The sequence below is a fragment of the Sphingosinicella rhizophila genome (assembly GCF_032378825.1).
In the GTDB taxonomy this organism is placed as follows: domain Bacteria; phylum Pseudomonadota; class Alphaproteobacteria; order Sphingomonadales; family Sphingomonadaceae; genus Allosphingosinicella; species Allosphingosinicella rhizophila.
Genome location: NZ_JAVUPU010000008.1, coordinates 144,601 through 164,842, shown reverse-complemented (window position 1 = coordinate 164,842; position 20,242 = coordinate 144,601). Strand labels below are relative to the sequence as shown.

The 20,242-nt window shown below is 62.7% G+C and carries 13 protein-coding genes and 1 pseudogene; 3 read left to right on the top strand and 11 right to left on the bottom strand.

The window, feature by feature from the left end:
- The first annotated feature begins 18 nt into the window (after positions 1-18).
- On the top strand, positions 19-1,545 hold the full coding sequence (locus RQX22_RS15485) for a M20/M25/M40 family metallo-hydrolase (protein WP_315727467.1): 1,527 nt from the start codon (positions 19-21) through the stop codon (positions 1,543-1,545).
- Between the two features lie 66 nt (positions 1,546-1,611).
- Here RQX22_RS15485 and RQX22_RS15480 read toward each other — a convergent pair whose 3' ends face one another.
- Positions 1,612-2,406: an aldolase gene (locus tag RQX22_RS15480; protein WP_315727465.1), complete on the bottom strand. Its 795-nt coding sequence runs from the start codon at positions 2,404-2,406 to the stop codon at positions 1,612-1,614.
- Between the two features lie 23 nt (positions 2,407-2,429).
- Complete coding sequence (locus RQX22_RS15475) at positions 2,430-3,392, bottom strand: threonine ammonia-lyase (protein ID WP_315727463.1); 963 nt, start codon at positions 3,390-3,392, stop codon at positions 2,430-2,432.
- A 115-nt stretch (positions 3,393-3,507) separates the two neighbouring features.
- On the opposite strand from RQX22_RS15475, the gene RQX22_RS15470 reads away from it, so the two are divergent.
- Positions 3,508-4,875, top strand: coding sequence for a PQQ-dependent sugar dehydrogenase (locus RQX22_RS15470; RefSeq protein WP_315727460.1), 1,368 nt, complete (start codon positions 3,508-3,510; stop codon positions 4,873-4,875).
- A 201-nt stretch (positions 4,876-5,076) separates the two neighbouring features.
- Here the strand turns inward: RQX22_RS15470 and RQX22_RS15465 are convergent, their stop codons facing one another.
- From RQX22_RS15465 to RQX22_RS15430, 8 genes and pseudogenes are all read right to left on the bottom strand, one after another.
- Positions 5,077-6,147, bottom strand: a complete 1,071-nt coding sequence (locus RQX22_RS15465; protein ID WP_315727458.1) for a M15 family metallopeptidase — start codon at positions 6,145-6,147, stop codon at positions 5,077-5,079.
- Between the two features lie 88 nt (positions 6,148-6,235).
- Positions 6,236-7,762 carry an amidohydrolase family protein gene (locus tag RQX22_RS15460; protein WP_315727456.1) on the bottom strand — a complete coding sequence of 509 codons (1,527 nt, stop codon included), beginning with the start codon at positions 7,760-7,762 and terminating at the stop codon, positions 6,236-6,238.
- A 67-nt stretch (positions 7,763-7,829) separates the two neighbouring features.
- Entirely contained in the window at positions 7,830-9,608 is a 1,779-nt protein-coding gene (locus RQX22_RS15455; RefSeq protein ID WP_315727454.1) for a CocE/NonD family hydrolase, read from the bottom strand.
- 224 nt (positions 9,609-9,832) lie between these two features.
- A pseudogene (locus RQX22_RS19360) lies at positions 9,833-10,289 on the bottom strand (transposase).
- A 74-nt stretch (positions 10,290-10,363) separates the two neighbouring features.
- The gene (locus RQX22_RS15445) at positions 10,364-13,747 is read right to left on the bottom strand and encodes an amidohydrolase family protein (protein ID WP_315727452.1); all 3,384 of its coding nucleotides are present in this window, start codon (positions 13,745-13,747) and stop codon (positions 10,364-10,366) included.
- A gap of 102 nt (positions 13,748-13,849) precedes the next feature.
- The gene (locus RQX22_RS15440) at positions 13,850-16,183 is read right to left on the bottom strand and encodes a TonB-dependent receptor (protein ID WP_315727450.1); all 2,334 of its coding nucleotides are present in this window, start codon (positions 16,181-16,183) and stop codon (positions 13,850-13,852) included.
- A gap of 191 nt (positions 16,184-16,374) precedes the next feature.
- Positions 16,375-16,827, bottom strand: a complete 453-nt coding sequence (locus RQX22_RS15435; RefSeq protein ID WP_315727449.1) for an acyl-CoA thioesterase — start codon at positions 16,825-16,827, stop codon at positions 16,375-16,377.
- Complete coding sequence (locus RQX22_RS15430) at positions 16,817-17,752, bottom strand: beta-keto acid cleavage family enzyme (protein ID WP_315727448.1); 936 nt, start codon at positions 17,750-17,752, stop codon at positions 16,817-16,819. Before RQX22_RS15430 ends, RQX22_RS15435 begins: the two co-directional genes overlap by 11 nt.
- A gap of 223 nt (positions 17,753-17,975) precedes the next feature.
- Between RQX22_RS15430 and RQX22_RS15425 the strand changes: the two genes are divergently transcribed.
- Positions 17,976-18,707 (top strand): GntR family transcriptional regulator, encoded by a 732-nt coding sequence (locus RQX22_RS15425; protein WP_315727447.1) that lies wholly within the window; start codon positions 17,976-17,978, stop codon positions 18,705-18,707.
- Between the two features lie 125 nt (positions 18,708-18,832).
- On the opposite strand, the gene RQX22_RS15420 is transcribed toward RQX22_RS15425, so the two are convergent.
- Positions 18,833-20,242: an APC family permease gene (locus tag RQX22_RS15420; RefSeq protein WP_315727446.1), complete on the bottom strand. Its 1,410-nt coding sequence runs from the start codon at positions 20,240-20,242 to the stop codon at positions 18,833-18,835.

Here is a 20,242-nt window from a genome sequence, read left to right as displayed (position 1 = left end):
CCGCACAAGGAGAGTCACGTGAACGACAAAAAGAGTTTCGAAACCAACCGGCGCAGCTTGATGAAGGGCGCGGCGGCCGGCGCGATGATGGCAATGCCGGCCGCGGCTTTCGCCGAATCAAGCGATCTGGCAGCGATCCGCAAAGCGGTCGTGGCCGGCCACGATGCGACGGTAAAGCGCCTGCAGGATTGGATCGCCAACCCAACCATTGCTGCCGAGAAGCGCAATGTCGAGGGCGGTGCCGAACATATGGCGATGCTGCTCAAGGAGGCCGGCTTTCAGAAGGTGCGCAAGGTCCCCACCGACGGCATTCCCGGCGTGTTCGGCACGCTCGACGCCGGCGCGAAAAGCTGGATGGGCATCTATTTCATGTACGACGTGAAGCAGTTCGATCCCGCGGAGTGGGAATCGCCGCCGCTGGAAGGCAGGCTGATCGATAAGCCGGGGGTAGGCAAAGTCATTATGGGCCGCGGCGCGGTCAACCAGAAGGGTCCGGAGACGGCTTTCCTTGCGGCCCTGCACGCATTCCGCGCTTCGGGGCGGAAGCTGCCGGTCAACATCGCGTTGGTGGCGGAGGGCGAAGAGGAAATCGCATCGCCCCATTTCCACCAGGTCATTGCCGACCCCGAAGTGCAGGCGGCGATGAGCAAATGTGTCGGCGTGCTGATCCCGAGTGCAAGCCAGGGTTCGAACGGCGCGGTGTCGCTGGCGCTCGGCGCCAAGGGCGCGGTCGAGCTGCAGCTGATCGCGAGCGGAGAGCGCTGGGGCCGCGGGCCGAAGCTGGACATCCACTCCAGCAACATGGCGCGGGTCGACAGTCCTGCCTGGCATCTGGTCCAGGCGCTGTCGACCTTGGTCAAGGAAGATGGCCATACGCCGGCGGTCGAAGGCTGGTTCGAAAATGTGAAGCCGCTGACGGCACGCCAGAAGGCACTTATCGCCGAAGGCGCGCGCCAGTCGAGCGAAGAGGCTGTCAAGAAGACGATGGGGGTCCAGCGCTGGATCGAGGACGAGGATTACCAGACAAGCCTGGAACGGCTGGCCTCGCAGCCGACCATCAACATCCAGGGCCTGGTGAGCGGCTATACCGGCCCCGGCGGCAAGACCGTGCTTCCAGGCCGCGCGGAAGCGAAGATCGACCTCCGCCTGGTCCCCGACATGACGAAGGAAGAAGCCGTCGCCAAGCTGAAGACGCATCTCGAGAAACATGGCTTCGGCGATATCGAGGTGAATGTCTCCGGCGGCTATGGCCCGACCGAGACGCCGGAGGACAGCGCCCTCGTCCGCGCCGAGCAGGCGGTGTTGACCCGCGCCGGTATCACCTATTCGATGGTGCCGCGCATGGCCGGTTCCTGGCCGGGCGTGGTATTCACCGGCCCGCCGCTGAAGCTACCTGCCGCCCAGTTCGGCATCGGCCGCGGCGAAGGCGCCCACGCCCCCAACGAATTCTTCGTCATCGAGAGCAGCAATCCCAAGGTCGCCGGAATCGACGAGGCCAGCGTGTTTTTCGCCGACTTCCTCTATCAGGTCGCGAGCATGAAATAGGCCAAGCCCGGCCGCTGTTGGGGCCAGGCCGGGCGATCACTTGTACGGGAAAGGCGGTCCGCCTGTTCATTGCAGCGCGTCCCCGTCCGTCCGCACGATCTGCCGCAACCAATAATCGACCGTCCCGGACACGAGCTTCGGCTTAAGCAGGAAGTCCCGGGCTTCAGCGGCCAGAGCTGGGTCGATCGGGCGGATCGCACCCAGCGTCCGGGCTCGTATCTGCATCTGGCAGGCGCGCTCCAGCAGGCAAGCGAGATAGAGGGCTTCGTCGAAGGTCGATCCCGCGGTTAGGAGGCCATGATGCGCGAGCAGGATGGAGCGTTTGTCGCCAAGCGCCTCCGAGATGATCCTGCCCTCCTCATTGGCGAGCGGAAGACCCGGCCAATGATCGAGCCTTGCGCAATCGTCCCAGAACATCGCGCTGTCCATGTGGGCGACGACGAAAGGCTCGCTCGTCATGCCGAGCGCGGAGGCAAAGGGCGGATGGGTGTGGACGATCGCCGCCGTCTGCGGCCGCGTCTCATAGATCCACAGATGGAAGCGGATCGCCGGGTTTGGCTTGCCTTCCCCTTCGACAACATTCATCTCCCGGTCGATCCGGACGACGCCGGAAACGCAAGCATCGGCGAAGCCCCTGCCCCAATCGGTCGTCCAATAGGTTCCGGCCTCCTCCGCGCGGGCCGTAATCTGCCCGGCTAGGTTGCCACCATGACCCTGCCTGGCGAGAAAACGGCAGCCGAGGGCGATACGCTGGACAAGACCGAGACCGGAGGAGCCGCTCAGATCTTCGAGCCGCTCCTCGACCCGGCGCATCGCAGCCTGTTCATCCTCGGCGAACATGGCCGGCTTGTCCTGGTCCATCGCTTTCTCCTTCGCTTCGCCCCTCAAACGGGCGGCTTGGTCCGCGGCACACCACCTTGCAGAATTTCGATCAGATGGTTCGTATCGAGGTGACCGCCTGACAGGACGCACACGACCGGACCGTCGAAACTGCCCTGGATCGCCGCGGCGAGCGAGGCTGCCCCTGCGCCTTCAGCGATCATATGGCCGCGCTCGGCGAGCAGGCGAACGGCCTCCGCGACCTTGGCTACCGGCACGACCTCGGTGCCGGAGATCATCTCCTTCAAAGCCGGCCACATCGACGGCAGCAGCGACGGACCACCCATGCCGGTGATGAAGGTACCGGAATCGAAGGGAACGTCGACCGGGTGCCCGGCCTGGAGCGAGGCGGTGAGCGGAGCGCCCGCCCCCGTCTCGCAGATGATGACGCGCGCCTTGCTGCCGGCCGCGCGGAGGCCTGCGGCGACGCCGACGGCCAAGCCGCCGCCGCCCAGCGGCACCAGAACGGTCCCGGCATCGGGAAGGTCTTCGGCAATCTCCAGTCCGATCGTCGCATTGCCGGCAAGGCCGTCGGGATCCGAGACAGGATGGATGAAGGCGGGATCGTCATTATCCTCGACCAGCATCTTCCACCAATCCGCAAACGGAAGATCGACGAGGGTCGCGCCGAAGCGGATCAAGGCTTCGCGCTTGCTCGTCGCCGCCGTGTCCGGGACGTAGGCTGTGACGCCGCGGCCGCTCTGCCGACATGCCCAGGCGAGGCCCTGCGCGAAATTGCCCGCGCTCGCCGTGCTGAAAGTGGCCGAACAATTGCCGCGTGCGATCCGGCTCATCACCGCGCTGCCCGCACAGCGGATTTTGAAAGAACCGACCGGCTGGAGAATTTCGGGCTTCAGAACGACTTCGCGCCCATCATCCAGAGCGAAGGGCAGGAGCGGTGTCCGCACCGCCAAATCCGCGAGATGGCCCCGCGCCGCGATCACATCCTCAAGGCCTGGAATCCTCATGAAGCTCCCCATCCGCATCGCTTCCTCACTGCCGCTTTCGCACAAAAGCGCAAGCCCGGGATCGGAGGCGAATGGCAGGCTTCCTCAATGGACCGGCTGTGGCTATTCATCGATCATGATCAAACGCATCCTCATCGGCATCCTCATCATTCTCGCCGCGCTCATCGCTTTTATCATCGCCGCCCTCCTCTACCTGGGCTGGCCCGACAAAGCGCAGATCGCCTTCAATGATGCGACCGGGCAAAACCCGCGTATCACGGCCCCGCGCGAACAGGCGATTCCGACGATCAACGTGGCTGAGGCGATCGGCTGGCAAGATGGCGCGATGCCGCAGCCGGCCGACGGGCTGCAGGTCATGACCTTCGCCGCAGGGCTGGAACATCCGCGCTGGCTCTACCGGCTTCCCAACGGGGACATATTGGTGGCGGAGTCGAATTCTCCCGCACGGGGCGGCGGCGGCTTCGGCGAATGGGTGGCGCAAAAGGTGCTCGGCAAGGCGGGCGCCCTGGTCCCCTCCCCCAACCGGATCACTCTGCTCCGCGATGCGGATGGCGACGGCAAAGCGGAATCGCGTTCGACCTTCCTCAGCGGCATCAATTCGCCGTTCGGCATGACCTTGGTCGGCAAGGATCTTTATATCGCGAACAGCGATGCCCTTGTCCGCTACCCCTATGAGCACGGACAGACCAGGATCGATGCCAAGCCAGAGACGATCATCACCTATCCGAGCCCGGGCCATTGGGCGCGCAACGTCATCGCCTCGCCCGACGGCAAGAAACTTTACGTGTCGGTCGGCTCAGCCTCCAACATCGCCGAAGGCGGGATCGAAAGCGAAAAGGGCCGCGCCCTGATCCTGGAAGTCGATCCTGCGACCAAGACGTCGCGTGTCTTCGGCGCGGGCCTGCGCAATCCCAACGGCATGGCGTTCGAGCCACGGTCCGGCAAGCTCTGGACCGTCGTCAACGAGCGCGATCAGCTCGGATCGGACCTCAGCTTCGATTACCTCACCTCCGTCTCCGCGGGCGACCATTTCGGCTGGCCCTGGTATTATTGGGGGCAGCATGAAGACACCCGCGTCAAGCCCGCCAACCCAGCCCTGAAGAGCCGGGTCCGCACGCCCGATTATTCGCTTGGGCCGCACACCGCCCCGCTCGGCCTCAGCTTCGCCGCCGATACCAAGCTCGGGCCCGCTTTTGCCAATGGCGCCTTCATCGGCCTCCACGGTTCCTGGAACCGCAAACCCTTGTCCGGCTACAAGGTCGTCTACGTCCCGTTCGGCGCCGACGGCCGGCCGGCGGCGGGCGCGAAGATGGTCGACGTGCTGACGGGTTTCCTTTCAGACGAGGAAAAGGCGCAAGGCCGCCCGGTCGGCGTCATCACCGACCGCAACGGCGCGCTGCTGGTCGCGGACGATGTCGGCAACACGATCTGGCGGGTGAGCGCGAAGGCGCAGCCGGCCGCGGCGCCAGCACCGGCGCGATAACCCTCCCTTCGTCATGCTGACCTGGTTCAGCATCCAGGGAGTGGCGGGTGCCGAGTCTGGTCGGCCAAGGTGGGGCCGGTCTCCCACCTGAACCCTGAAACAAGTTCAGCGCAACGTTCCATGGTTCAGGATGAAAGGCTCCATTCAAATGCTGGGCCCGGGATTCCCGCTTCAGATCGATTCGATCTGAAGCAATCATGGTTAGCGATTGCGCGCCTTCAACTCCGTCAGCGTCAGGTTGAGGATCCCGTATTTCTGCCAATCCTGATGGTCGAAATGCCACCATTCCTCGGGATAGACCTTGAAACCCTGCTTCTCCATCTCCCGCCGCAATATGTCGCGTTCCTTGCGCTGACGGGTCGTGCCACCCTTGTAATCTGCATAGGAACGCAGGCTCATTTCGTCATAACGCCCAGGCATCTCGACCTCTTCGCCCGTATCCAGCCGATACATGGTCATATCGATCGCGCTGCCGCGATTGTGGCGAGAGCCCTGCGACGGATCGGCGACGAACATGTGACTCGTCTCCGGCGTCGCGTCCCAGAACATCTTGGTGACGTGCCATGGCCGGTAACCATCTAGCACCTTGATGCCGTAACCAAGGGGCTCGAGCGCCCTGGCCACCTCAACCAGAGCTTCCGCCGCGGGCTTTTGCAGAAAGGCGCCCGGAACTTCATAGACGGGAAGACCCAGGAAATTATTGGTGCTCGCATAGCGGGTCTCGACCTTGATGTTCGGCACCAGCGTGCTGAGATCAACCAGTTCCTCATCTCGCTCCGGCCGCGGCTCGGCGGGCGGGCTTGCCTTCAACGCCGCCGCGCGCAAGGCGCTTACGTCGCCGTTGATGCCGACGCGAATTCGGTCCTCGACCTTCTTGCCCGGGTCGCGTCGCGGGAGACGTTGACCGGCCAGCACGATCGCCGATGGCGCACCAGCATCGCCCTCCACCGTCACCGTCACCGACGCACCGCCTTCCGGGTCGGCAAGCTCATAAGCATTGCCCTTCGGCGCAAGCGCGCTGTCCTTGAAGCCGCGCCCGTCGGCATAAAGCCGACCGTCGCGCTCGCTGATGTCGATCAGGGAATCGCCTTCCCCATACATGCCGACAAGTCCGAGCGCGGCTGCGGGCGCCTCGGAGGAGGAGGCCTCCCGCTCCGGCGCCTTGCAAGCTCCGAGCGCCAGCGTCGAGGCGGCAAGGCCGAGGGAAAGGAGCAGAACCTTCAGGAACGCCGGTCGAGCGGCATGTCTTTCAAATTCGAGGCCTGCGCTCATCTGATCATCCTCCTTGTCATTTTTAGAAATGGACCGCGTCGGAATAGCGGCCCCGGGCCCGAAACGCATGCGCAGGGAGCACCCGTTCCTAATCCGGAAGAGTCTGGGACCGGATGGGCTTGCCCGGGAAAAGTCCCTGGACGATCTTGCCGTCGCGCACGACCAGCTGTCCACCCACCAGCACGTAGGAAATGCCGTCCGAAGGCTGCATCGGTTTTTCGTAGGTAGCGCGATCGATGATCCTGGCCGGATCGAAGATGGTGATGTCGGCATCCGACCCTTCGCGGAGCCTTCCCTTATTCTTCATGACCGGCGCGATCTCCTCCAGCCTCCTGGCGGGAAGGATGGTCATCTTACGAAGCGCCGCCATCAGATCCAGCGCCTTGCGTTCCCGGACATAGTGACCGAGCACGCGCGAGAAAGTGCCTGCCCCGCGCGGATGCTCGCCCGAGGTTACCCAAGCCTGCCCATCCGAGGCGATCAGCACATTCGGGTTGGCGATCGCGGCATCCACCGATGCTTCCGGGATCATATGAACGATCACCGTTCGATTGGGATATTGCTTACGATAGGCGTTGAAACTTTCCTCGGTCAGACGCTCGCCCGTTTCCGGCCACTGCACGTCCTTGTAGCTGATGTTGGACCGTTTCTGCCAACCTTCGCCGAAAAATTCGGAACCGAGCATCGTGCTTCCGGCTGTATAGGGATAGGCCTCCGTATCGATGTCGAGCCCCCTGGCCTGGGCCTTCGTCACCATGTCGATCAGGGTGGGCGTGTCGCCGAGCCCGGTGCTGTGAATATGGGCGATATGCAGCCTGGCACCGGTCACGGCGGCGTCGGCGATCACTTCCTGGGCCACCGCAATCGGAACGCCGGGCGCGGCGTCCGGCTGACGCTGGCGGACATGGACAAAGACCGGCGCCTTTATTGCCGCCGCCGCCTTGAACATGTCGTAGATTTCGGCGCGCCCGGCACCCGGCGTATATTCGATGCCGAGTGCGAAGCCGACCGCGCCGTCCCGCACCGCCTGGCGCATCAATCCAATCTCCGCCTGCGTCTGCGCCTCCGTCGCCGGCGAGGTCATCGCATCGCGTCGCTCCGAGAGCACGAATTTCCAGGTCGCCGACGCTTCCGGGTTGGAGGCGGGATTGCCGCCGCAGGGGCGCCCGGTAAAAACCTGCACGCGGGCGCAGCGCTGGGAAGCGCTGGCCCCGAAATTGATCAGAGACTTGCCTTCCAGCGCCTTGAAATAAGGCGCCATAGGCATCGCGCCGCCTTCGGCGTCGATCGCCGTCGTGACACCGTCGCGCACCTGATATTGCTGGCCGACATCGTGCTGGCCATGCGCATGGAGATCGATGAAACCTGGCGCGACTACCTTGCCGGCAGCATCGAGCTCGACCTTGCCCGACAATTTCGTATCGGAGATGGTGACGACCCTGCCGTCTTTCACGCCCACATTGGCGACCTTGTCGAAGCCGGATTCGGGATCCATGACCCGACCGCCCGAGATGACGATGTCGTAATCGGCCGCTGCGGCAACGCCCGTGCCGGCCAGCAGAAGCAAGGCCGACAAGGCGGCCGATGACACAATATTCCTGGCAATGATCGTCATTCGTCTTGTCATACCTTTTCGTGGATGGCGCCCCATCCTGCCTTCAATCCGTTCGCGATCACAAGCCCTAAGGAGCGGCTGGCTTGAGCGGCGGCTGAAAACGGGTCGAGCTGCCGGGCGGCACGATCGGCAGGATGATTTCGGACGGATATCTGGCCGAGTGGTGGATCCTGGTCCGCGCTACCTTCATCTCCGTTCCACTATCGGAATTGGCGGTGTTGAGGTTTCTGGCGAAGACCGGGAAATCGCTGCTCGTCACCTCCACCCGCAGGCGATGCCCCTTGAGGAACAGGTTGCTGGTCGGGAAGAGTTCGACCGGAATCTTGTAGACGGTGCCGGGCGTCATCAGCTTGGGATCCGCATAGGAATCGCGATACTTGGCGCGAGCAATGCCTTCGGCGATGTTGAGCGAGCGGCCGTCAGGATAGACGTCCATCAGCCGCACCAGCACGTCGGTATCGACGACATTGGTGGAGATATAAATGTTGGCGCGGACCGGGCCGGTAACCTCGGTGTCTTCAGAAAGCGGCGCGCTGGTATAGACGAGTATGTCGTCGCGCTTTTCGATCTCGCGATGGTCGACCGATCCTTGCGGCAGGCCGCCGCGCGCGCCGGCGGTGCGGCTGCTGAGCGACGGGATCGGGTTGGCGGGATCGTAAGTGTAGCTATCCGCCGGCCCTTTGCCGGTGCCGGTGGCCAGGCTGCCGTCGCCGTTGCCGCCATTGGCCTTGCCACCGCTCGACAGGCGATAGGAGGTGAATTCGGTGCCGGGGATTGGAAAGGCCGGGGCCTGTCGCCATTCGTTCCGGATCGGCAGGAAATAGAGGAAATTCTGATAGACCGGCTTTGCCCCGCCGAGCATGACATGGTCCATCCATTGGTCGCGAACCTTGTCGAGGTCGATGATCGCCTCGGGCCCGCCATCCAATTCGCCGACCTTGCGATTGCTGTTGGCACTGTGCAGCCACGGACCGATGACCAGCACATGATTGGCGCCGGACGCCTGGGCGACGGCATTCAGGTGATTGCGGACCGAACCGAGCAATTGCCCTTCATACCAGCCGGTCACGCTGAACGTCGGAATGGCGAGACCCGGCCGCGCACCGGTGGCCTGGAGCGGCGTCCAATAATCGTCCAGCCGGTCATGGCGCATATGCTGTCGCCAGGCCTCGACCGGCCGCCCGGCCTCGTCGCCAAGCGTATCGAGCGGAAGCTGGCTCATCACCTTCTTCCAGTCGAAATCCTCCATCTCCCTGGGGTGGTTCACCCGGTCGTAGGTGGTCATCATCCACGTGAACATGAGGTCGAGCTTGGGAACGCCATTGTGGCGGGATAAGTCGCCAAAGCCGTCGGCCGGGGCGACATAGGAAACGATCGCCTTGTGATGCGGATTGCGCTGCCGCCACAGCGCCCATTGCGAATGGCCACTATAGGAAGCGCCGGTCGTAACCACCTTGCCGTTCGACCAGGGCTGCGCGGCGATCCAGTCGAGAATGGCCGCGCCATCCTCGGCATCCCGGAACGGCTGGAACTTGCCTTCGGAATCATAGCGGCCGCGGACGTCCACCGCCACCGAAACATAGCCGCGCGCGACGTTCGAGGCCGCCTGGGCGCCGTTCGAATCCTTGCCGTAAGGCGTTTGCAGCAGAATGGCGGGATAGCGTCCCTCGGCGGCGGGGCGGAAAATCTTGGCGGCTATCGCCACGCCGTCCTTCATCGGGATTTCGACGGAATAATCGGCGACGACGTTGGCGTATTTGAGCCCGACCTGTTCCTGGGCAATGGCCGGCGCAGCCGCCATCGCCAATGCGGCGACACCAACGAAGAATGCAGGAACTCCCTTCACTTATTCACCCCTCGACTACCGCTTCAAATGGCCGGATCTGCCGATTGCCGGTCCAGCCTTGCCGCGACAGGTCGCATCCGCGGGAGCAAAAGTGAAGAGCGATCTGGCTCGGACGGGTCAGAAAGCGATTCCCGCAGCACCGGCCAGGACCCGCATCAAGCCTGATTCACGTTTCAGATCGATTCGATGTGGAACGATCATGGTCCAACTCGGGTCGGGACTCATTAGAGCCACCATATGAGGGTCGCTGCGCTGGCGATTGTCGCCATGAAGGTTTTGATTTGCGGTCGAAGCGCATGGCGACGCGGCGCCAGTCCTTGAAGCGGAAGAACATGCGCGCGATGATGTTGCGCTGCTTGTAGGTGATCGCATCGAAGTTGAGCTTGGTCTTGCGGTGCCGATGAATAATGGGTCAGGCGTCTCTTCGGCACCTGCGAGCGCCGCGAAGATACGCTCCCATATTCCGCGCTCCGCCCAGCGCACGAAGCGGTTGTAAAGCGTCTTCTTCGGTCCGTAGATCTGCCCCGGGCAATCGCCCCAACGCCCGCCGCCCTGCAACGCATGCACAATCCCGCTCGACACGCGGCGATCATCGACAGGCTTCATCCCACGCATACCCGTCGGAAGCAGCGGCGCGATCCGTCCCCACTGCGCATCCGAAAAGCAGAAGAAATCAGCCATCTCCAACGCCTCCTCACAGGAAACGTTGAATCAGTCTCTCGATCCTTTGGGAATCCCGTTAATGGGTCCGGACCCTAATCGTCCAGATGAGGTTTGCTTCCGGTGCGGATGACCTGGCCCGGCACCAGCTTCTTCCATGGCAGCGGCCCATAAGAGCGCCGCGTCGGCCAGATCTCGTCCACGGTCTCCGGATCGTAGAGACGGCCGCCCAGGACCACCATGTCGATGTCCAGCGTGTTGCGGATATCGTCCAAGGGATTGCTGTCCAGGATGATGAGATCCGCGAGCTTGCCGACTTCAATCGAACCGACATCCAGATCGAGCCCATGGAACCGCGCTCCTTCCAGGGTGCCCAGGCGCAGGGCGTCCATCGGCGACATGGCGGCGGCATAGGACCAGACTTCCCAATGCGATCCGATGCCGCTTTGTTCGGCATGGTCGCCAATCGCCCCATATCCGCCGGCACGACGCATGGCGGCGAGGCCGGACGCGACGACCGGAAAGGTGAATTCCGTGATCGGCCGGATTGCCGTCACTTCCTCGGAGTTCGGGATCATCTCCTCGGGAACGAGGGCGGTATATTTGCGATCGGTGCCGATATTGTGCCTCGGACGCCAGAAGTCGATCGAGCCACGGCCGTGACCGGTCACGCCGACCGTCGGCGAATAGGTCATGCCGGCCATCCCCAGGAAGCGCGCGACGTCGCTATAGATGGGCAGGTTGGCGATATAATGCTCCCATCCGGTCTGGCCGTCCATGGCCAGCCCGATCACATATTCGACCGGACCGCCTTCGCCGGTTACGGTCAGGTTGGCGTGCCTGGCCGCCTCGATCAGCTTTTGAACCTGATCGCGCCGCGCAATCCGGAAATTCTTGAGCGCGACCGCCCCCCAATTGCTGCGTCTTTGAGCCTGCCGCTGCGCATCCGCGAGTGACTGGATCTCCAGCTGATCGCCGAAGCCGGTCGCGGGGCCCGAATTGACGATCTCGGCGACGCTGAAGATCCTTGGACCGCGCACCACGCCGGCCGCGACCATGTCTTGGAGCGGAAATGCAGCGGAGGAATCGGTGGCGGGATCGACCGTCGATGTCACGCCATAAGCGAGCTGGACGCCGAGCTGGGGAAGATGGGTAGGGACAATGCCGACCGGCAGGTGGGTCGCATGAGCATGGACGTCGACGAGACCGGGTATGACCGTCTTGCCGCGTAGGTCCACCAATTTGTCGGCGCCCTTTGCATCACACTTGCCGACGCAGCTTATCCGCCCGCGATCGACGATGATCGAGCCTCGCTCGATAACCTCGTCATTATGGATCGGGATGATGCGGGCATTGACGAGGGCCAGACGCCCGTCCGGCGCGTTACCCTTCAGCCTGATCCGGATCGGTGTCCGGGTTTCCCGGCCCGTCCGTGCATCGACTGCAACATGGTCCCGCCCGTCGATAAACTCGACCTCCTCCGCGTTACGCCAGCGATGGAAGATACCGCCCATGGGAGAAAGTCGGCGCTTGCCCGGCATTGCGATATTCGGATCGGGCTCGACCTCGGCCGGCCGTCCGGCGGCGCCGGACGCCGGCGCGACATAGATGTCCCGCGCAGCCTGGAAAGCGATCCATTTGCCGTCGGCGGACAGCAGCGGAAGGTTGGCAGCCGAGAAGGCAATGCCTCGCGCCGGAAAATTCGCGTGAATTCGCTCCCCGCTTCCAGTGAGGTCGACCGAACGGACGGAAACGGTGGCGGCCCGCGCCTTGTCGTCCGGAAATGGGGAATAGAGGCCTTGCGCCGCCTTCCTGTCATTCTGATGTTCGAAATAGATACGTCCGTCGGCACCGAAATATGCCGCCCTGGGGCCGGACGTCGCAGCGACGACACGCTCTGGACGGCCATCCAAGGGTATAAGAACGACATCCCAACTGGGCGCATCCGACCATTTGTCCCAGGCCGGATTTTCGAGGGCGCCGCGCGTGACGAGCAAGGACCGGCCATCCGGCGAGAAGGACGGGAAGATATATTCGCCGGCAAGGGCCGAAACCTTGCGCGGTCTTCCGCCTTGGCCGAGAGGCTGAATCCAGACATGGCCGCGATTGCTATCGTCCCAGCTTGTATAAGCGATTTCGCGGCCCGAGGGCGACCAGGCCGGCGTCATCTTGGCGCCTGGTGAGGCTGTTGGAATTTCCTTGGCCTCGCCATCGGGCAGGCTGGCTGTCCAGAGCCGACCGGCCGTCACGAAAGCGACGGAGCGCCCATCCGGTGACGAAGCCGGCCATTGCAGCAAGGCCGGCGCAAAGCTCTCGTCGTTAAGGCGTTGTTGCCCGCGAACCTGCTCCGAAATGGTTCGGTGCACCTTGGCGATGAACGGGATGGTCGAAACGAAGCCGGTCGCGACATCCACCCGCCGGATCTTGCCGCCTTCGGTATAAAGTATGAACCGCCCGTCGGAGCTCCAGGCATAGCTTGGCAGCACGCGATAGGAATAAAGCGCGTGCGGCGCGGACAAATCCTTCGTCATGGGCGCAATCCGCCGGTCGACGCCGGTCTTGAGATCGCGGACGAACAGATAGGTGCCCGGAGAAATGCTGTGCCCTTCGATGACAGTCGGCTCCTCCTGTTCCCTCGCATAAGCGAGCCAGCGACCGTCCGGAGATGGCCTCGGCTGGATCGCCGCGGGCGGATCCTCCGGAATGAAGCCGGTATCGTCCGCCTCCATGGTGGGCGTGGCTGCGCCGGGGCGTTCGAAGGCGACCACGTCCTCCGGCACCTTCTTGCCCGGTGCGAGTCTCTGAACCCGATGGCCGATCTGCGAACCATAGCGATTGCCGCTGAAGGCGGAGACATGGAAATAAAGACTGCCGTCCACCGCGGGGACGGGGGCGTTATATTGAAGGAGATTATCACCCACCAATTCGCGCGGGGCGCTCCCGTCGAGCGGAAACAGCCAGAGCCTCGTATTCTGGCGGTGCCAGCCGCGCCCTGGAGTCGGGAAGGCCCGTACCGCGACGATGGCGGACCCGTCCGGCAACCAGGCCGGTTCCGAAATGCGATTGGCCGGCTCCATGAAGATCTGGCGCGGCCGGCCTCCGTCCGCATCCATCACCCACAATCCATTCTGGCCGTTGCGGTCCGAAACGAACGCGATCCTATCGCCCTTCGGCGAGATCGCCGGATGGAGATTGAGCGCGATGCCGCTGTCCTGGGTCAGGCTGACGGCCTCCCCTCCCGAGGCCGGCATCCGATAGATATGCCCCAGAAGATCGAAGACGATCCAGCGGCCGTCGGGTGACAGATCCACCGACATCCAGGTGCCTTCCTGGGTGGTGAAGTCGATCGTCTTTGTCTTCCCGCGCGGAACGGTCGTGTCCCATCCCGAGTCGACGCGGTCCGCCGCCTGGACGCCCGCAAGGCCGACCATGGCGAGCAGGGGAATGAGAAAAGCGAATATGCCGAATAACCTGTTCATGTATCTGATCTTCCACCGTTGTGCCCGCGGTCAAGCCGGATTGCCTCGGTCGTCGCTTCAGGAATGGGGAGGTGCATCCTGATCCGAACAGCTGCAAATACCTCAGAACAATCGCTTGGCACTGATACCGATCACCCGCGGACGGACCTGGATCCCTTCGTAGGCGGTGCCCGGTGCGAAATTCTGATAGGATTGATAGAGGAGCGTATCGTCGTTGAACAAATTGTTGACGAAGAACTGGATCTCGGTCTCCCCGGAGGTGACGCCGAAACGCAGGTTCACCAGCTCATAACTTTGCTGAAACAGGTTGCGGGGGTCGTCGCTGGGCGTGTTGAGATGCCGCCTGGCGTCGCCGACATATTGGAGCTCGGCTCGCGCGAAACCCTTCCAGGATCCCGACAGCGGGAAGGTGTAGTGGCCTGCGACGAAAGCCGTCCAATCCGGCGTGTCCGACAACCGCGTCCCCTTGGGCGCGGCGATGATCGGCCCCGAGGCATTGGCCCCGGTAATCAGGTCCTGGGTCAGCTTGGCATTGTTATGACCGAGCGCGACGTCGATACTGAGCCCATTGACCGGCCTCCAGGTCGCTTCCAGCTCGAAGCCGCGGCTGCGCGCGCTGCCGATATTGTCGGTGAAGCCGAAACCGCAACCACCGGACAGGTTGATAGACTCCTGAATCTTGCTCCAGTCGATATGGTAGACCGCACCGACCACGCGGAACTTGCGGTCGGAAGTCTGAAGCTTGGTCCCAAGCTCGTAACTCCACAGGGAATCGGTACCGTAGGTGGCTGGAGCGTCAGTCAGGCCCAATGCCGCCAGGGCGGAGACGCAGGCCGGCAGGGACAATGGCACCGGGGCGTTCGGCCCGCCCTCGCGAAAGCCCTTGGCAGCGGTGGCATAGACCATGACCTGGTCCGACGGCGAATATTGGACCGAGAATTTGGGCGTGATCGGCGATTCCTTGCTGGCCAGATGCACTTCGGAGAAGCCGCCGTTGAACAGTCCGTCCGCCTCCCGGTCGATGCGCTGCTTCAACTCGGTGAAGCGGACCCCCGCCGTGATCGTCAGAACATCGGCTATCGTATAGGAAAGCTCGCCGAAACCTGCGAGCTGACGCCGCCTTGTGTCGACCTCCCGCTCGAACAGCGAGCCGCCCGGGAGCAATGCCGGCTCCAGGGCCGGGATCAGCACGCCGAGGTTCGACGGAACGCTTTGCGGGCGATGCTCAGAAGTCTTGCGATAGAAGCCGCCGAGAAGCCATTGAAGCGGGCCGGTTGAGCTCGATGCCAGGCGGAGTTCCTGCACATATCCGCTGAACTCCCGGAATTCGCGGCTTTGGACGGAGAGCGGGAAAGGATCGGGAATACCGAGAGCAGCCTGGACAAAATAGCTGAAATCCGCGCCGACAGCGAGCTTGCGGTTCACGTAGGAACTCGACGAGGTCAATCTGGCAAAGCCAAGATCGGCGCTTAAGGTGAGATTGGGCAGGACCGTGCGGTCCTTGCGGAAATTGTCCGCCCGGCCGACCCGGGACCGCGGCGGCAGCGCTATCGTGTCCGTGACGCCGCGGCCGCTGAAGAATGTCGGCAGTCCATCATGATCTTCATCCTGATAGATGACCGACAAGGTGCCTTCGACGCGCTCGCCGATTCTTGCGCTCAACGCCGCCCGGCCACCGAATGAGTCCACCGTGTCGATATTGCGCCGCACGATCTCTCCGTTGGTTTCATCGCGAAGATCGTTATATCCAGCATCGTGCCGGTAGAAGCCGGACAGGCGGAGCGCGAGACGGTCGTGAACGAGCGGCCCGGTGACGACCCCCTGCCCTTCATAACTGGTGCCGCCATATCGAAGCAGGCTCCCTTCCACCCGGCCCATGCCTTCGAATGCTGTGAAATGAGCGCGGGGCGATGCATAACGTATGGCTCCCCCCATCGAGCTCGCGCCGAACAGGGTCCCTTGGGGACCGCGCAGCACCTCGACCTGGGCGATGTCGAACAGTTTCAGGTCCGGGCTGTTTTCCCCGAAGGTAATCGGCGTGTCGTCCAGATAGACAGCGACGGTGGAGGCGGAACTGATCCCGCGGATCGCGAAATTCTTGTCCCCCTGTTCGGATCCGCGCGCCACGACCAACCCGGGCACCGACCGCGCCAGATCTTCCAGGGTCTTCGCCCCTCGAAGTTCGATCTCTTCGGCTGTCACGGCGCTGATCGATACGGGCACGTCCATGAGCGATTCCTCGCGCCGGCGCGCTGTGACGATGATATCGCCGGAATCTCCTTCATTCCCTGCCAATTCCGTCGCCGGGTCGGTCCCGACTACCGAGTCTGCAGGTAGAGCTGCATCTTGGGCGAAAGCGGGCCCGGCCGCACCCAGCACGGCCAACAGCGTCAGGATCTTCAGGCTAGATTCGGCTTTGAGCTTGGCACGTTTCATCTCAATCTCCCCTCAACTTCTGCAATGTTTTTATCAATTATCAGAACTTGTCAATCGGGAATCTGTCGCCCCGACGCGCCAATTTTCCTCTCCGTAGGCGGGATGGGATAGAGGGGCGCGAAGCGCACCGATCCAGTGCCATGAGTCGGCTGTTTTTGATCAAAGCTTAGACGAGCTTGGCTTTTGCCGACTCAGGCCTGCGCCTCAGATTGAAGAAGCTCCGCGCGGTGCCTGAGGTCCTGCGGCAGCGGCATCGATTTCCGGATCTGAAGATCGAAGCAGATGCTGAGCATTTCGAGACGGGCATGTTCTTTCGTCCGGGCGACGTCGGTCATTACGTGCACCGTGCGCAGCGAGCTTCGCCCGACCGCCAGGACTCCACTGCGGATCAGCAGCAGCGAACCCGCCCGGACTTCGACCAGATAATCGATTTCATGACGCCTGTCGGCAAAGCCGACCTTGCCCGCGGCAGCGAAATCAAAGCCCAGCTGCGCCAACAGATGATAACTCGCCGCTTCGAACATCTGAAGGTAACGGAAGGTCGGAAGATGCCCCATGACATCGCCATCACCAGGATAGACGATGCCGCGATGGGTCTCGAACAGGCAGCTCTTTCCGTCGCCACGCTCGAGATCAGAAGGCAACCTGGTCCCCGCCCTTCAACTGCAGCATCTGACGCGCCTCGTCGGGCGAGGCGATGTCCAGTCCCAATTCCTCCAATATATGCCGGATCTTGCGCACCTGCTGCGCATTGGTTTCGGCGAGCTGCCCCTTGGCCAGATAGAGGCTGTCCTCGAGCCCGACCCGCACCGATCCGCCCAGCAAGGCGCATTGCGTGAGGAAACCCATCTGTGCCTTCCCGATGGCGAGGCAGGAGAGAAGATAATCGTCCCCGAACAGGCGATCGGCGATCCTTTTCATGTGCTGCAGATTTTCGGGATCGGCCCCGATCCCACCGCGCACGCCCAATATGCACTGGATCAGGTAAGGCGGCTTCAGCCGGCCCTTCTCGACGAAATAAGCGAGATTGTAGAGGTGGCCGACATCATAGCATTCGAATTCGAAGCGCGTCCCGCAACCGTCGCCGAGCGTCGTGATCAAACGATCGATCATGGCAAATGTGTTAGGATAGATAGCGTCGTAGCTTCGGGCGAGATAAGGCGCCTCCCACTCATGCTTCCACTCTTTGCGCCGCGTCGCGAGCTCCCACACGCCGAAATTCATCGATCCCATGTTGAGACTGGCCAGTTCCGCCTTGGCGGCGAGCGCCGGCGCCAGGCGTTCGTCAAGGGTCATGCCCATGCCGCCCCCGGTGGTGATGTTGACCACCGCGTTGGTGGCCTGCTTTATGCGAGGCAAGAACGCCATGAAGCGGGCTGGATCCTGGGTAGGCCGGCCATCTTCGGGGTCGCGGGCATGCAGGTGCAGAATGGATGCGCCGGCCTCTGCTGCTTCGATCGCCTGTTCAGCAATCTGGTTGGCGGTGATGGGGAGATACGGCGACATTGACGGCGTGTGTATCGATCCGGTCACTGCGCATGTTACGATCACCTTGTCCGCTCGGCGCATATCGTCTCCTTCGTGAAATCGTGCCAGGCCAGACTTGACCCGGCCGATAGAGCTGGAATAGCAATGATCAATAGTTTGATCAATTATAATTTCTTGGAAGCATTCACATGAGGCCCTCGGTGGCGTAGGGGGCAACCCCGGAACGGTCCGGCAAATGGCGTTGGTCCGGTCCATGCAATCGGCTAGAAAATGCAGGCTGGCCCATCAGTGTCGAAGGAAGTGAATGAGCAAGAGTGCCGAGTCGAAAGCCGACCAAACCCCTGAGGAGCGCCCTGCGCGCATGCTGAATCTGGTCCAGCGCGACACGCTCAAGACGCGCATCTACCGCGAGGTCCGCAATGCCTTGCTGGGGGGACATTTCGATCCGGGCGAGGCCATCACCGTGCGCAGGCTGGCGGAGGAACTGGGGGCCGGCGCGATGCCGATCCGGGAATCGTTGCAGCGGCTGGTGGCCGAAGGGGCATTGATGAACCTGCCCAATGGACGGGTGCAGGTGCCGCGGCTGACCGCCGATGAGTTTGACGAGATCAAGGAAATCCGCCTGAGGCTGGAGGGTTTTGCCTCGGCGCGCGCGGCCGTGCGGCGGACCGATAAGGATCTCGAGCTCATCTCCTTGAACCACGACAAGCTGATGGGCCTGCTGACCGGTCAAGGCGAATGGTCGAAGATAACCGAAGCCAATCGCGCCTTCCATTTCTCGATCTATCAGGCGTCGGGTGCCCACCACCTTCTTTCCTTGATCGACAGCCTCTGGCTTCGGGTTGGTCCCCTACTCGCCTTTCCGTTCAAGGTGCCGATGGAGGCCCGCGCCGCCTATGTCGCGAATCTCGGCCGACACAGCGACCTCATGACCTCGGTCAAGGATGGGGACGGACGAGCGGCCGAGGCTGCGATCCGCGAGATATTGCTGGCTTCCGCCGCTTGGTATCATCGCCACTACCAATTCTCCGCCTAGACCATGATCGTTTCCGACTGAATCGATCTGAAGCGTGAATCATGATCTAAACATTTGAATAGAGCCTGATTCACCTGTTATTTCCGACTTGTCAGGTGATTCCATCCACCTTGAAATAACTCTATTCAATTCTCGCCCGACCGGTTTTCGCCTGACCTGAAATCGTTCGGACGATGCCCTCGCCAGCGTTTGGCCGTCATCGACCTCAAGAGCAGTCCGACCAGGACCGCGCAGGCGATCACTATCCATTCCGGCGGGACAGGCGCTTCGGTGGCGGCAAAGGTCTCCGACGCGGTGACTGCGACCATCAGCAGTGCGAGCAAGCCACCGATCGCCGGCGAAATCAGCCGGACGGGAGCACAACCGGCAGCGCGGCGCTGGTGGATAAGAACAGCGCAGACGACTCCCATCACCCCTGCGAACGCCATCGAGGTAATGTTGACCAGGGGCGCCAGCATGGTCTTGCCCAGCGCAGCCAGCATCATCGACGACAAAGCGACGAAGATACCTGTCGAGACCGAGATGCCGGCCGAAGCATGGATTCGTCCCATGGCGCCCGGGACGAGGCCGTTCTGCGCCAGCGCCTGAATCAGGCGAACGGCCGCGAAGTAAAGGCCGTTCAATATCGTGAGCAGGCCGAGCAGGCCGAGGATGAGCACGGCCTCGGCAGACCCGCCGGTGCCGAAGGCGAATCCGAACGCGGCCGCAGCGGGCAGACTGGCATCCAATATGATCTGGCGCGGCGCTGCCGCCGCGGACGCAAGGATGATGAGACCGTAGAAAAGCATCGTTCCAAGGATGGCGAAAACCATGACCCGAGGCAGCGCCCTGATCGTTGCAGGTGTCTGAACGTCGCCAAGTGCCTGCGCCACCACGCCGAATCCCGCATAGAAGAATGGCGCCATGGCGAGTACGACCAACATGCCCCGCAGCGGCGAACCGCTTTCGTGCGATCCCCACAAGGGCTGGAGATTGGCGAAGTCGCCGAGGGCGAAGCCGGCGACGATCAGTCCGGTCGACAGCAGGATCTTCAACAAGACGAGCACGTCCTGAAGACGGGCCGCCGCCCTGGCGCCGCGCAGGTTGAAGGCGATGACGGCAAGCAGGATCGATCCTCCGATGGCGAGTCCGGGAAGATCGAAGCCGCGCTCCGGTGCCGCCGGCAGAGCCGGAACAAGCTCGCGCGCGAGCCATGCAACGGACACGATTTCAAAAGCGATCACGACGACATAAGCGAAAGCAAGAAACCAACCGACCCAGAAGGCGGCGCCCATGCCGAAGCTGCGCCGCGCATAAGCGAATTCACCCCCCGGCAGCGGATGTTCGATCGCGACCGATGCATAGGCCGAGCCGATGGTCAGCATGGCCATAGCGGCCACGGCGAAGGCGAGCGCTGCGCCGAGAGGTCCGGCGGCGCTCAGCCAGATACCCATCACCATGATCCATCCGACGCCAATGGCAACGCCGAAGGCAAGATTGAAGAGCTGGACCGGACGCAGATTTGCTCTGTATGCGCCTGTTTCTGGCGGCTTCAT

What these genes read in the sequence shown, in the direction of transcription:
- RQX22_RS15465 (WP_315727458.1), bottom strand. Translation starts at nt 6,147, where the DNA reads ATGAGCGCAGGCCTCGAATTTGAAAGACATGCCGCTCGACCGGCGTTC.
- RQX22_RS15430 (WP_315727448.1), bottom strand. Translation starts at nt 17,752, where the DNA reads ATGCGCCGAGCGGACAAGGTGATCGTAACATGCGCAGTGACCGGATCG.
- RQX22_RS15480 (WP_315727465.1), bottom strand. Translation starts at nt 2,406, where the DNA reads ATGGACCAGGACAAGCCGGCCATGTTCGCCGAGGATGAACAGGCTGCG.
- RQX22_RS15475 (WP_315727463.1), bottom strand. Translation starts at nt 3,392, where the DNA reads ATGAGGATTCCAGGCCTTGAGGATGTGATCGCGGCGCGGGGCCATCTC.
- RQX22_RS15445 (WP_315727452.1), bottom strand. Translation starts at nt 13,747, where the DNA reads ATGAACAGGTTATTCGGCATATTCGCTTTTCTCATTCCCCTGCTCGCC.
- RQX22_RS15440 (WP_315727450.1), bottom strand. Translation starts at nt 16,183, where the DNA reads ATGAAACGTGCCAAGCTCAAAGCCGAATCTAGCCTGAAGATCCTGACG.
- RQX22_RS15470 (WP_315727460.1), top strand. Translation starts at nt 3,508, where the DNA reads ATGATCAAACGCATCCTCATCGGCATCCTCATCATTCTCGCCGCGCTC.
- RQX22_RS15425 (WP_315727447.1), top strand. Translation starts at nt 17,976, where the DNA reads ATGAGCAAGAGTGCCGAGTCGAAAGCCGACCAAACCCCTGAGGAGCGC.
- RQX22_RS15420 (WP_315727446.1), bottom strand. Translation starts at nt 20,242, where the DNA reads ATGAAGCCGCCAGAAACAGGCGCATACAGAGCAAATCTGCGTCCGGTC.
- RQX22_RS15460 (WP_315727456.1), bottom strand. Translation starts at nt 7,762, where the DNA reads ATGACGATCATTGCCAGGAATATTGTGTCATCGGCCGCCTTGTCGGCC.